This window comes from Nonlabens sp. Asnod3-A02 (assembly GCF_045063755.1).
GTDB lineage: Bacteria > Bacteroidota > Bacteroidia > Flavobacteriales > Flavobacteriaceae > Nonlabens > Nonlabens xylanidelens.
The window spans coordinates 1136266-1149722 of sequence record NZ_JBEFOC010000007.1; the positions used below are offsets into that span (position 1 = coordinate 1136266).

Here is a 13457-nt window from a genome sequence, read left to right on the forward strand (position 1 = left end):
ATAAGAATCTTGTATTATTCTATGATTTCATAATCAATACTTAGTTTGCGCAACGCTCGCAATGCCGATCCTGAATTTTTATCACTAACCTCAATATCTACCGCATCACCTTCTAACAATATATCAGTAAGCTCATTTGCAAGAGATTCACTTATACCTGAAGAAATTTCTACTATACACCTAGCTATATCTCTTTTATTAGGTCGTTGATCGTCGCAAGAGAGTAAGTTCAATTTCATAATTAGTATTTAGTATTTAGTATTGCAATATACTAGAGTTCATATAGCTCTATACTACACTGTATATGAAAATAGCAGTATTCCACAATTTAAAAAAGATGCTTAAAGTTTATTTGATGGTTTTAAATTCCCAAAAAGCATTTTTAGGCATGGAGGCTTCTACCGTTTTATTCTCTTTTGTATTTAATTCTGGATAGGTTAATTTCCAGGCGTGTAAACACACTGATAGGTTTAAGTATTTCTGATCAGAGCCATATTTTTCATCTCCTATAATAGGGCAACCTATATGTGATAACTGTGCTCGTATTTGATGGAATCTACCTGTTCTAGGCTTTACCTCTAATAGGTAACCATATTTATTCTGTCCTAGAATTTGATAAGATAGAGTAGCGTCTTGAGCGTTTTTAGTTTTAGTAGGTACTATATCTGCTCTTTTTTCTAGCCGATTCTTTACTAAAAAGTGTTGTAAGTTTTGTTTGGTTTTAGGTGGTTTATTACTGACTATAGCGAGGTATGTTTTTTGAACTCTACGACTACTAAAAAGCTCATTAAAAGCAACTAACACACTCTTTTTCTTAGCAAAAACAAGTACACCACTAGTCACGCGGTCTAATCTGTGAACGACACCCACATAAGGTTTCTTCTTTTTCTTAGCTATATAATCATGTACTTGATTTTCTACAGTAAGAGATTCAAAAGGACTTTTTTCGGTTATCAGCCCTGCAGCCTTATTTACAACTATAAAGTCGTTGTTTTCATGTACGATTTCTAAAAGAGCCATGCGGTCATTTTATTTTCAACGTTTAGTGTAGTGATAATGCTATCTTAGAATACAATTATGGATAGCCTAGATAGGGTTTTCTATAAAATGTTTTTCCGATACAACTATAGTTTTGGCCCAGATATCACCTACACGTTGATTATTTAATGTGTTATTGATAGTAATTATACCTATAATGCCCAAAGGGAACATATCTAGTGGATCTAACAGGTGGCGTTTAAGTGACTCTATAAAAGTGAGTTTTCTTTGATGACCAGTTGAAGGTATAGGCATTATTCCTACAAGAGAGTTACCTAAAGTAGCTCCTAGTGTTATTTCTAAAATTACTGTGAGAACTAACCATAAAGCTATTGGAATCAAAGCTGGGAATCCATTTAAAGAATAAGTTCCATATTCATCTCGAGTTCCTAATCCAAAAATCAACATAAAAGTAAAGCCGTAAATAATGGTGTAATCTATTAAACCTGCAAAGAATCTTTTTCCTGTATTAGGTTTGGTTTTTAAGGACTTCATAGATAGAGAATTTGTGATAAGTTGTTTTTAAAATGATGGTAAAAATAAAGAAAAGCCATAGATGTAGATACCACCTAAAATTAAAATCACTAAATAATCAATTTTCAATTTTACCTCTTTTAAATCAATTATAATAGATTTTAAATTTTGCTTCTCAGAAGGAACAACTTTAGTATTTGCTATATAATCACCTATGCGTCTTTTTGGATTAATGAAAGAAATAATAACCTCTATAGGCCAAGCAATACAAATGGTTAGATTACGAATAAAACACTGTAATTCTGTAGCTTGTAGACCTGTTTTGCGATTTATTATTTGATATCCTAATATTCTTTTTGCAGGACTTTTACCTTTCAAAAAATCCTTATTTGAATAGATAAAAATGATAAAGAAAAAAGGTATGAGATCCATACGATATACTAAGTTCCTAAATATCATCATAAGTACTATAGCTATAGGAATAGTAATACCGCAAAGGATAAAGTGATCTAAAAACATACTAGATATTCTGTGAAATCTATGTGAGCGATTAGAAAAACTATTAAATCGTTCAGTAATAGTTTCTTCTTGGTATTGATCAACGTTCTTATTCATCTTTCAGTAGTTAGAAACACATCTATATAAACATAATGAGAATGTAATATAAATTTTAATCTATTTCTATTAATAGTTTTGTTTAGTAGTACATTTAAATTCCGCTTTCGCGAAAGCGAGAACATCACATAAAAAAGTCCATTAAAATTTACGTTTAATGGACTTCTATTATAAAATTAAAAGAATTTATTTCTTAATCAAACCTATCTCTACAAGACGCTGGTGCAAGAAATCTCCTGCAGTAATGTCATCGTATTGTTTAGGATTATCCTCACTCACACACTCTTCTAGACAGTCCAGTTTCATATCGCTACGTGGATGTAAGAAAAACGGAATAGAGTAGCGGCTAGTGTGCCATAAATCACGAGGCGGATTTACCACACGGTGAATAGTAGAACGCAATTTGTTATTAGTATGACGTTGCAACATGTCACCTACATTAATAACTAGCTCGTCTTCCTTTGCAATAGCATCGATCCACTCACCATCACGACTTTGTACTTGTAAACCTGGTGCACTAGCACCCATTAATAAAGTAATAAGGTTGATATCTCCATGTGCACCAGCTCTTACCGCATTTTCTGGCTCGCTGGTAATAGGTGGATAATGAATAGGTCTAAGAATAGAATTTCCATTACTTGCCCAGTGGTCAAAGTATTTTTCATCCAGACCTATGTGTAAAGAAAGTGCTCTTAAAACATAAATACCAGTTTTTTCTAGCATTCTATAAGCATCCATTCCTGTTTTATTAAAGTCAGGAAGTTCTTCTACGATCACGTTATCAGGATAATTATCTTCTATATCTACATCTGGAGCAACCTCTTGTCCAAAATGCCAGAATTCTTTTAAATCTCCTTCTTTTTTACCTTTGGCATGTTCCTTACCGAAGGATACATAACCACGCTGTCCACCTAATTCTTCACGCTCATAACCTAATTTAGTAGGTTTAGGTAGTTGAAAAAATTTCTCTACCTCTTTATAAAGTTGTTCAACAAGCTCGTCAGATAAAAAATGGTTCTTAAGTGCGACAAAACCTATTTCTTCGTAGGCATTACCTATTTCTTTAATAAATTTTTCTTTTCTCTTAGGATCTTCACTTAGAAAATCTGCTAGATCTACGCTAGGGATATTAATCATGGTACTAATTATATTTATTATTTTCTAAAATCTCAATGATGTAGCCAGTAATAACTCATTACGAGTGTACAAAGGTGCAATATTTAATTGCACTTGAGATTCATTCAATTTACTTTTATTTTTAAAGATAACACTCTTTATCAAAGGATGCAGCCAGTAAGCTATTTTTGTTGATAAAATTCCTATTCCAGCTCCTGCTGCCACGTCGCTCAGCCAGTGTTTATCATTATAAATTCTCAAAAAACCAGTACTTGCAGCTATAGTATAACCGGCAATACTGTACCAGGGTGATACATGTCCATATTCTTGGTGTAAAAACTCTGCAGCCATGAATGATATAGCAGTATGCCCAGATGGAAAACTACTTTGTGACTTACCGCTAGGTCGTCTTATATTAGTATTATTCTTAATAAGATTTACAGACGAATATAAAAATAGAGTAGACGTACCTAGAATAACCGTTTTATCTAACATGTTGTTACGCCCTTTAATACCAGCTAGATCAAGACCATAAACTGCTGCAATAGGCACAAAAAGAGTATAATCATCTATGTCTATCTTGGTACCATCTGGTTGAAGAGTTGTTCTTAAATCTTGATCCCACTTTTTAATAGGATCGTTTTTAATGCCTATTACACCATAAGTAACAAGTCCTGCAGGTATAAATAGAGATTGGTACTTAAATTTCACATCTTTATTTATAGAAATAGAGTCAGCAGGCTGTTGTTGTCCATAACACATTATAGCACAAAATAGAACTAAGAATAAAAAAGGTAGCTTCATTAAAACAACAATTGTTAATACAAAGTTAGTAAATGAAAGCTTGTAACTAACTATAACGTTAAAGTAAGACGATAGATTATCTTACATTTGATTTACAGTCCACAATAATGATAGACACAAATCACACAAATTTAGATCAGCTTTATAAGAATACCCTAGATAAAGAGGTACTTATAGGTTTATATAAGAAAATGTTACTTCCTCGATTAATAGAGGAGAAGATGTTGATTCTATTACGTCAAGGTCGCATTTCAAAATGGTTTTCGGGCATAGGTCAGGAAGCTATTTCTATAGGCGTAACAGCTGCTATGCATAAAGAAGAATATATTTTACCTATGCATAGAAATCTTGGGGTTTTTACCACAAGAGAGATTCCGTTATGGAAACTCTTTGCGCAATGGCAAGGTAAAGCAGACGGTTTTACAAAAGGTCGTGACCGTAGTTTTCATTTTGGCACACAAGACTATAACATAGTCGGTATGATTTCACATCTAGGACCACAACTAGGTGTTGCAGACGGTATTGCACTAGCTCAAAAACTAAATAATACTGGTAGAGCAACAGCCGTTTTTACTGGAGAAGGCGGTACGAGTGAAGGTGATTTTCACGAAGCACTTAATGTGGCCAGTGTATGGAATTTACCAGTTCTTTTCTGTATAGAAAATAATGGCTATGGCCTTAGTACACCTACTACAGAACAGTACAATTGTGAAAACCTAGCAGACCGTGCATTGGGTTATGGAATGGAATCTCATATTATAGACGGTAATAATATTATAGAGGTCTACACAAAAATAGCTGCTATTCTCAAGGATATTCGTGAGAATCCGCATCCTGTATTGATAGAATTTAAAACTTTTAGAAGACGTGGTCATGAAGAGGCTAGTGGTACTAAATATGTACCAGATGAATTATTAAAATATTGGGAACAACGTGATCCATTAACACGTTTTGAGCAGTATTTGTTAGAAAACAACATCATCACTAGCGATAATGTGTTAGAATGGAGTGAAGAAATTAAAAAAGATATTAATGATGGTTTAGATACCGCTTCCGCGAAAGCGTTACCTAAAACAACACCAGAACAAGAACTGTCAGACGTTTTTAAATCCCACAATTTTGAATCTGTAGCACCTAATAATTCTACTCAAAATTTACGATTAGTAGACGCTATAAAAGATGGACTTGATGCTTCAATGGCAAAGTATGACAACTTAGTCATCATGGGACAAGATGTTGCAGAATATGGAGGTGTCTTTAAAATAACTGATGGTTTTGTAGCAAAATATGGTCGTGAGCGAGTGAGAAATACGCCTATATGTGAAAGTGCCATTGTTGAGGCTGGTATGGGACTAAGTATAGCAGGAATGAAGGCTGTGGTAGAAATGCAGTTTGCCGATTTTGTAAGTAGTGGATTTAATCCTATTGTTAACTACTTAGCAAAATCATATTACCGCTGGAATCAGCAGGCAGATGTAGTAGTAAGAATGCCATGTGGAGCAGGTGTAGGAGCAGGACCTTTTCACTCTCAATCTAATGAAGCATGGTTTTACACTGTACCAGGTCTTAAAATAGTATATCCATCTTCTCCTGCAGATGCTAAGGGATTATTAATAGCATCTATAGAAGATCCTAATCCGGTTTTATTCTTTGAACATAAAGCACTTTACAGATCGGTATATGATGACGTCCCAGATGGATATTATAATATAGAGTTAGGAAAAGCGTTAACTATACGAAGTGGAGAACAAGCAACTATCATAACATTTGGTGCAGGAGTACATTGGGCAAAGCAGTTAATCGATGAAGAAAAATTAGATATAGATCTTATTGATCTTAGAACATTATTACCTATTGATAATGAAAGTATTATAACCTCTGTAAAGAAAACAGGTAAAGTTCTCGTTCTTACCGAAGATAACCTGACAGGTAGCATAGCGAGTGACATTGCTGCATTTATTAGTGAAGAATGTTTTGAGTTTTTAGACGCTCCAGTCATGAGATTAGGTAGTATAGATACACCGATACCATTTGAAAAAGGACTTGAAGATAATTACCTACCTAAAAATAAATTGAAAGAAAAATTAAAAAAACTGTTAAATTATTAACTTTAGGCTAATAAAAATTATATTTTTGAATGCCCCTTTACGAACCTAATCAACAACATATTATGAAATTTATGGATGAGGCGGACAACTTCCGCTATGTACTATGGGCACTTACGATCATATTTGCCTTTTTAGTGTTTTTTGGACCTAACCCAGAAGGTGGTAGTTTAATGCCTACAGCGGTTACTTTATTTTCTTTATTCTCTTCTTTATTGGTTATTTATTTAATCTTAAAGTTTGTACAGAAAAGAAGATACAGAGATAATGATTCAAATTAACATTTGATTTACTTCTAGCCGTTATCTTTGGATAGTGGATGTAGAATACGATATTATAATTGCCGGTGGTGGACTTTCAGGTCTGACAGCGGCAATTTTGTTTTCTAAAAACTATAAAGTTCTATGTATAGATCCTGAAAGTTACCCTAGGCACAAAATGTGTGGTGAATATTTGAGTAATGAAGTAATGGATTTTTTACGTGCTCTAGATATAGACCTGGATCAAGAAACATCTATTAACCTAGAACAATTAAACTTTACTACCACAGATTCTAAACAAATTAAATGCAATTTACCGCAAGGTGGCAAAGGCATTTCTAGGTATCACTTAGATCATTTACTTTTTAAAAAAGCGAGTCTTAAAGCTACTTTTATTGAAGATAAAGTGCTTGATAGTAATATTAATAAGGATACATTTACCGTAACCACTTCTAGAGATCAATTTACTTGTAAACAGTTTATTATGGCTACTGGTAAACGCTCTATACTAGATAAAAAGCTAGAACGCGATTTTATGAAATATAAATCGCCATGGTTAGCTGTAAAAATGCACTATCAATATGATATGCCAGATAATCTAGTAGAACTACATAACTTTAAAGGTGGCTATGCAGGTATTTCAAAGGTTGAAAACGGTCATGTAAATCTTTGCTATTTAGCTAATTATGAGTCTTTTAAGAAACATAAAAATGTAGCAGATTTTAATACTGCAGTGTTATCAAAGAATAAACATTTGGCCTCATTTTTAGACAATGCGACTCCTGTTTGGGAACAGCCTATCACGATATCTCAAATATCTTTTGAAAAAAAACTAGCCGTAGAGGGTCACATACTTATGTTAGGAGATACTGCTGGTTTAATACATCCGCTTTGTGGTAATGGAATGGCTATGGCCATACATAGTGCACAAATAGCATTTAAAAGTCTAGAACCATTTCTTCGTAATCAAATATCGAGAGACCAATCATTATCAGATTATTCACAAGAATGGAATAAAACATTCCGTAAGCGATTATGGATAGGACGACTATTGCAAGGTATTCTTTTAAATAAAACGTATACATCGCTAGGACTCTGGTTTCTAAGTAAACTGCCTTTTTTACTGCCTATAATTATTAAAAAAACACATGGGAAACCTATCTAATATAAAATACAGATCTAACCATCGCAATACAGATCCAGAATGGATGGATGACCCTAATCTAGATCAGGTCACATTACAACATGCGGTAGATGATATTAATACAGTAAATCGATTACTCAATGGCTTTAATTTTACTTTAAAAGCAATTAAAAAAGAACTACAAAAATATCCTAACAAAGCACTAACCATTGTAGATGCAGGCTGTGGTGACGGTGAGATGTTGCGATTTTTAGAAAAGAATTTGAAACAAGAAAACATCTCTTTTCTAGGTCTCGATTTTGCAGCTCGTTCTATTGAAAAAGCTAGATTGAAGAGTGAAGGTTTATCAAGATTACGCTTTCGCGAAAGCGATATTCTTAAAATAAACCCATCTGATTTAAAATGTGATATTTTAATAAGCTCCTTAACGATGCATCATTTTGATGATAATGAGATAATTACATTTCTAACTAAATTCAGAGAGATCACAAGTAAAACTATTATTATCAACGACTTGCATAGACATAAACTTGCATTTCTATTTTTTAAATATTTAAGTCCTATTTTTATAAGGCATGAGATTTCAAAACATGATGGCCTAATAAGTATCGCATCTGGTTTTAAGGCTAGGGACTTTAAAAAATATGCTAAAGCTATAGGCGTTAAAAATGACCGATTGACATGGAAGTGGTCGTTCCGATATATATGGATTATTCCAGTTTAAATGAGTGTAAAAATAAAAAGTGTAGCAACGGTAACACCGCAGTATTATAAAGAAACTAAGGATATTTTACCATTTGTAGAAGAATGGCTTTCTGGTCAGGAGGAGCGTTTAAGACGTAAAACTATTAAGATTTTTGAAGGTGCTGGTGTTGATAAACGTTATTCTATCATGGATCCTATAGAGGTATTTACAAGTACTTCTTTTCAAGATCGTAATGATATTTATAGAAGAGAAGTGGTACCACTAGCGCAAAAAGCGGTAGAAAAAGCACTAGAAAAAGCATCGTGGAAAGCTCAAGAGCTAGATTATATCATAACTGTAAGTTGTACAGGTATAATGATACCGTCTATAGATGCTTATTTAATCAACTCTATGGGAATGCGACAAGATATTGTGCGTTTACCAGTAACAGAAATGGGCTGTGTGGCAGGAATATCTGGTTTAATCTATGCAGAGAATTTTTTAAGAGCAAATCCTGGTAAAAAAGCTGCAGTAATAGCAGTAGAAGCACCTACGGCTACGTTTCAATTAGGAGATTTTTCTATGGCAAACATGGTTAGTGCGGCCATATTTGGCGATGGATGTGCCTGTGTTTTACTATCTTCTTGTGATGAGGATAGTGGACCAGTGATAAAAGGACATGAAATGTACCATTTTCCAGATGCTACACATATGATGGGTTTTGACCTAGTGAATAGTGGTTTACAAATGGTGCTCGATAAATCTGTACCGGATACTATTGCGAGCCATTTCCCAAAAATCATACATCCGTTTTTAGAGAAAAACGGATTAGAAATAAAAGATATAGATCATTTAATTTTTCACCCTGGAGGTAAAAAGATAGTACAAACTGTTGAAGGATTGTTCTCTGATTTAGGAAAGAATATTGATGACACAAAAGAGGTTTTACGTCTTTATGGAAACATGAGTAGTGCAACGGTACTATTTGTTTTAGAACGCTTTATGAGTCGTAACATAAAGAAAGACTCTAAGGGATTAATGTTAAGCTTCGGACCTGGGTTTACGGCACAAAGAATACTTTTAGAATGGTAAAAGACTTTGAAAATAAATACGGTTTGATACTAGGCGGCAGTAGTGGTTTAGGATATGCCAGCGCTTTAAAACTTGCCCAACATGGAATGAATCTCATCATATTTTATCGTGCTTCTAGAATGCAGGCAGTAGCTATTGATGCCAAATTTGAAACATTAAGATCTTACGGTATCGAGTTACTTACAGTAAATAGTGATGCCACAAGAGAAGATAAATTAGAAGAGAATACAGCAAAAATTATTGAATTTCTCAAAGGACAAAAAATTAGTGTCTTGTTACACAGTATCTCTAAAGGCAATTTAAAACCTCTTACTGGTGAGCAAACGTTAACTACTAGTGACTTTCAGCAAACCATCCATTCTATGGGAATAAGTCTCTACAGCTGGACCAAAGCTTTATTTGATGCGCAATTATTTGCACAACCTGCAAAAATTTTAAGTTTTACTAGTGAAGGTAGCACAAGACCCATGAAATCATATGCAGCTGTTAGTGCTGCAAAGGCAACCCTAGAAGCTATAAATAGGAGTATAGCTATAGAATTTGCTCCATTTAAAATATCTTCTAATTGCATACAAGCTGGTGTTACAGATACTTTAAGTCTAAGTATGATACCGATGTATAAAGAACTTAAGAAAGAAAGCTTAAAAAGGAATCCGCATAAAGAATTAACTACTCCAGAGCGTGTTGCAAATGTGGTGTATTTGATGAGTAGAGAAGAGGCGAGCTGGATAACTGGTACAATTGTAAAAGTGGATGGCGGTGAGAGTTTACAGTGATTTTAATTAAAATCTATATTGAATGACAACGATCAAAAGTGAAATAATAGGTGTTTTAAGACAGAATGATGAGTTTGATGATTGGTGGGAAAGTGAATTAATTGAGATTCCATTTTTTGACAATAAGAAACTAAAAATTACATTCACTGATCTAAATCCTAGTCAAGATCTTACTTTCATACAAGATGCAGATATTGCGCTTCGTAGTTTTTTAGAAAAACGAGTTACAAATCGTTTAACTATTAGCGACGCGATATTCAAAAATTGTATGGATTTTTTAAAAGCAGTCGAATATGATGAAGCAGATAAAATGCTTTGGGATATTCAATATAAAGAGGAGATATGGAATTTCGTTTATCCAGAGAATATTTATGTCTCTAGAAGTGATGCAGATATTTATATTAACGCTATCTGTGAATGTGAGTGGGAACATGAACATGGACTTCAACTAGTATTCTTTAAAGGTATAAAACTAACTAGAGTGAGTAGTCAAGACGGTCACTTAACTGAATCAGAAGCCTACAATATTAATGAAAACGAATTAATAGGCCCAAATTCTAAAACAAAGGGTGTTTCGAAACCAAATACCTGGTGGAAAAAATTTTGGACATAAATTATTTAAATCACTTGTAATTTTAATTAATAAAAATGCTTCTCAACCCTTTAGAAAAAATAGTAGCCAATTTACCCTATGGTGATGGGTTCAAATTTGTAGATCAATTACTTGAATTAGATGAGGATAGTGTGATTGGTATTTACCGCTTTCGCGAAAGCGAGTACTTCTATAAACATCATTTTAAGGACCAACCAGTAACGCCAGGTGTGATACTTATAGAATGTATGGCTCAAATAGGACTAGCCTGTTTAGGTAGTTATTTGATGCGTGATAAGGATAGTAAACCACAGTTTGTGTTTACAGAAAATCACATTAACTTTTTAAACACTGTTTTACCAGAAACTACGGTTATTGTAAGTGCAAAAAAAGACTACTTTCGATTCGGAAAACTGAAAGTAGTCGTTCAAATGATGGACGAAAATGAAAATAAAATCGCCGAAGGATGGATGAGTGGTATGATATTGACAGAATAAACATCTTTAATTAATGTTCTTACCATCTATTTCATAGCTCATATCCAAGCTTACTTATTCAAATTCCAGTTATAATCCATGTAACGCACACGAGCGTCTGCATTAATTTTTACTTTGCTGTACTTATTAAGAAAGTCAACGATATCACCCTCTTGTGTAAAATCTTTTTTAAACCATTTAAAGATATTTGATATCTCAACACGATCTGCTGTAATAGAATTACGTTTAGAATCATTAACAAATTGAACAGCTAGTTGATGGAGCTGACTATCTACTTTATCTGCAACAAAAGCCTCATTCATTAGAGGTGGACAAGAGAACGATGCACAATTAATACCGAAATGAATACGAGGATCATCCATTTTTCTTAATATTTGATGTTCTATCTCTTCTAGATTGATCCATTTATCACCTATTTGCCAGAAACGTTGTTCCCATGGGTTTTTAATATCCTTGATACTTTCTGTAGGGTAATTTCTTAAGATTAAATCTATAGTCATTGCATTATAAGCATTCATATAATAAGCTAGTAGATCATTTTTAGTCCATGAATCTTCTGGCGCGTTGTTTTTAATAAGAACTATGTAAGAGCTTAATTTTTTACGTTCTTTTTTTAAACCTGCATAATCTACGTGACCATCGTCAGTAACATATTTTTTAAGTAGTTGATCAAAGCTACTATGATCTATAGTTGTACTAGTTTCTATAGCTGGAACAGGTGCTTGAATTACTGTTTCTTCCATAGACTTCTCTTCCTTAGGCTCTTGCAGACTATTCTCAGTTATTTTAGGAACTTCAAGATTAATGGATGGCGTTTTTTTAACAGCTTCCATCAAAGCAGGTTGTGATACAGCAACCTCATTAGACATCGGTACTGACACCTCCTTAGACTTAGGATGTTCTTCAGCTATTTTTTTTTGTGAATTACACGATGTTATAAATAAAACAACGGTAAGTAATGCAAGTAAATTTCTCATAATTGTAATTTTTAAAAGTATTGACCTATTCCGAATACGAAACCGTTAGTAGCGTTATTACCGACACCAAAGCCGTAATCAAAACGTATGACAGCGTTAAAGATACGTTTATGAATAAAACGTATTCCCAAACCTGGGTTAATTTTGAGCGTACTTCCATCGACTAGGTCATCAAGACCACCATTAGGCTTGCGCCAGGTTCCAGCATCTATAAAAGTGTTACTTTGTAGTACAAACCAGTCTTTTTCATATAGCGTGTGACGGTATTCTGTATTAAGAGTAATTTCTGCTGTACCGCGACCTGCGCTATTTCCTGCGCCTCTTATATTAATTTGATTATCTAGTGCAAAAGGAGCAAACCTTGACTCATTAAAAGAAGCGTAGGCTAGCTTTAATCTATTTGCCCAGTTTCCTTTCTTTCCCACTTTTTGAAAGTATTGGAAATCTGTTTGCGCTATAAGTTCATCTTTTAATAAACCTTCTCCACCAGTAATTAACTCTAGGCTTGTAAAGTTCCTATAACCAGATGTGTATTGATAATCTATCTCAAGGTGGTTGTTCTCGTACTCTCCTAAAACGCTCCATTTTTTGGCACTAAGTTCTTGTGGTACCTCGCTAGTAATGATACCATCTAGGTAACTATATTCTTGGTCAGAATATCGTACACCTAATTGAAAATTATTATGAAAATCTAATTCATATAAGGCATAAACTTCAGCACTTTGATTATCAAATCTATAATTTACGGTATTATCATTATCAAAGAATATAGGCTCTCTTAAAACGTTATTTTGATAATTTACACCTATCCCTAATTTATTGGTAAATAAGTAAGGAGCTTCCCAGAAGACTCCATAAGAATCAAAAATGTTACGCCCATAATAACCACCTATCAATTGATTTTCTCCAAATAAGTTGAACTCAAATAATGATAATCTAAAAGCAAAACTCTCGTCATTTGCTTGTGACGCACGTACACCAGGGATAATGGTAAAATTCTCTACTATTTCATAAGTAAGAATATATGCCGTAGAATCGCTTTTATCTAGCGTGAATGTAGCCTTTGCCACACCAGGTAATCTATTCAGTCGTTCTACATCTGTAGCGACCTGAAAAGGATCATAAATATTACCTGCTTTTACTTTGACTAATCTTTTAAGAAAAGACTCTTTAGTCCTTTTTAAACCTGTAAATTCTATACTTTTTACAATTATATCTTGAGCATTTAAAACACCTGCAAATAAAATAAAAAGGAAAAATGTAATTTTTTTAAACATCTAAC

16 protein-coding genes are annotated in these 13457 nt (G+C 33.6%); 8 read left to right on the forward strand and 8 right to left on the reverse strand.

Annotated elements, in window-relative coordinates:
* Nucleotides 1-14 precede the first annotated feature (14 nt).
* The 6 genes from ACJJVN_RS08545 to ACJJVN_RS08570 form a co-directional block, all read right to left on the reverse strand.
* Nucleotides 15-239: a hypothetical protein gene (locus tag ACJJVN_RS08545; protein ID WP_104514825.1), complete on the reverse strand. Its 225-nt coding sequence runs from the start codon at nt 237-239 to the stop codon at nt 15-17.
* Between the two features lie 109 nt (nt 240-348).
* A complete protein-coding gene (locus ACJJVN_RS08550; protein ID WP_405377812.1) occupies nt 349-1020 on the reverse strand; it encodes an RluA family pseudouridine synthase in 672 nt (223 codons plus the stop codon).
* A 66-nt stretch (nt 1021-1086) separates the two neighbouring features.
* Nucleotides 1087-1533 carry an RDD family protein gene (locus tag ACJJVN_RS08555; protein ID WP_405377813.1) on the reverse strand — a complete coding sequence of 149 codons (447 nt, stop codon included), beginning with the start codon at nt 1531-1533 and terminating at the stop codon, nt 1087-1089.
* Between the two features lie 27 nt (nt 1534-1560).
* On the reverse strand, nt 1561-2127 hold the full coding sequence (locus tag ACJJVN_RS08560; RefSeq protein ID WP_405368479.1) for an RDD family protein: 567 nt from the start codon (nt 2125-2127) through the stop codon (nt 1561-1563).
* Between the two features lie 186 nt (nt 2128-2313).
* Nucleotides 2314-3264, reverse strand: a complete 951-nt coding sequence (locus ACJJVN_RS08565) for an isopenicillin N synthase family oxygenase (protein ID WP_104514827.1) — start codon at nt 3262-3264, stop codon at nt 2314-2316.
* Nucleotides 3265-3288: 24 nt separating this feature from the next.
* On the reverse strand, nt 3289-4047 hold the full coding sequence (locus ACJJVN_RS08570) for a phosphatase PAP2 family protein (protein ID WP_405377814.1): 759 nt from the start codon (nt 4045-4047) through the stop codon (nt 3289-3291).
* Between the two features lie 107 nt (nt 4048-4154).
* On the opposite strand from ACJJVN_RS08570, the gene ACJJVN_RS08575 reads away from it, so the two are divergent.
* The 8 genes from ACJJVN_RS08575 to ACJJVN_RS08610 are packed head-to-tail and all read left to right on the forward strand — an operon-like array spanning nt 4155 to nt 11198.
* Nucleotides 4155-6155, forward strand: a complete 2001-nt coding sequence (locus tag ACJJVN_RS08575) for a thiamine pyrophosphate-dependent enzyme (RefSeq protein ID WP_405377815.1) — start codon at nt 4155-4157, stop codon at nt 6153-6155.
* 29 nt (nt 6156-6184) lie between these two features.
* The gene (locus ACJJVN_RS08580; protein ID WP_405377816.1) at nt 6185-6433 is read left to right on the forward strand and encodes a hypothetical protein; all 249 of its coding nucleotides are present in this window, start codon (nt 6185-6187) and stop codon (nt 6431-6433) included.
* A 34-nt stretch (nt 6434-6467) separates the two neighbouring features.
* Nucleotides 6468-7577: an NAD(P)/FAD-dependent oxidoreductase gene (locus tag ACJJVN_RS08585; protein ID WP_405377817.1), complete on the forward strand. Its 1110-nt coding sequence runs from the start codon at nt 6468-6470 to the stop codon at nt 7575-7577.
* On the forward strand, nt 7561-8280 hold the full coding sequence (locus ACJJVN_RS08590; protein WP_405377818.1) for a methyltransferase domain-containing protein: 720 nt from the start codon (nt 7561-7563) through the stop codon (nt 8278-8280). Before ACJJVN_RS08585 ends, ACJJVN_RS08590 begins: the two co-directional genes overlap by 17 nt.
* Nucleotides 8281-9333 carry a type III polyketide synthase gene (locus ACJJVN_RS08595; RefSeq protein ID WP_405377819.1) on the forward strand — a complete coding sequence of 351 codons (1053 nt, stop codon included), beginning with the start codon at nt 8281-8283 and terminating at the stop codon, nt 9331-9333.
* Complete coding sequence (locus tag ACJJVN_RS08600) at nt 9327-10109, forward strand: SDR family oxidoreductase (protein ID WP_405377820.1); 783 nt, start codon at nt 9327-9329, stop codon at nt 10107-10109. Before ACJJVN_RS08595 ends, ACJJVN_RS08600 begins: the two co-directional genes overlap by 7 nt.
* Nucleotides 10110-10131: 22 nt before the next feature.
* Complete coding sequence (locus ACJJVN_RS08605; protein ID WP_405377821.1) at nt 10132-10722, forward strand: DUF6985 domain-containing protein; 591 nt, start codon at nt 10132-10134, stop codon at nt 10720-10722.
* 35 nt (nt 10723-10757) lie between these two features.
* Nucleotides 10758-11198 carry a 3-hydroxyacyl-ACP dehydratase FabZ family protein gene (locus ACJJVN_RS08610; protein WP_104514835.1) on the forward strand — a complete coding sequence of 147 codons (441 nt, stop codon included), beginning with the start codon at nt 10758-10760 and terminating at the stop codon, nt 11196-11198.
* Nucleotides 11199-11248: 50 nt separating this feature from the next.
* Here the strand turns inward: ACJJVN_RS08610 and ACJJVN_RS08615 are convergent, their stop codons facing one another.
* Together ACJJVN_RS08615 and ACJJVN_RS08620 are read right to left on the reverse strand one after the other, a co-directional pair.
* Nucleotides 11249-12175 (reverse strand): DUF547 domain-containing protein, encoded by a 927-nt coding sequence (locus ACJJVN_RS08615; RefSeq protein WP_405377822.1) that lies wholly within the window; start codon nt 12173-12175, stop codon nt 11249-11251.
* 11 nt (nt 12176-12186) lie between these two features.
* Nucleotides 12187-13452, reverse strand: coding sequence for a POTRA domain-containing protein (locus ACJJVN_RS08620; protein WP_405377823.1), 1266 nt, complete (start codon nt 13450-13452; stop codon nt 12187-12189).
* Nucleotides 13453-13457: the final 5 nt, after the last annotated feature.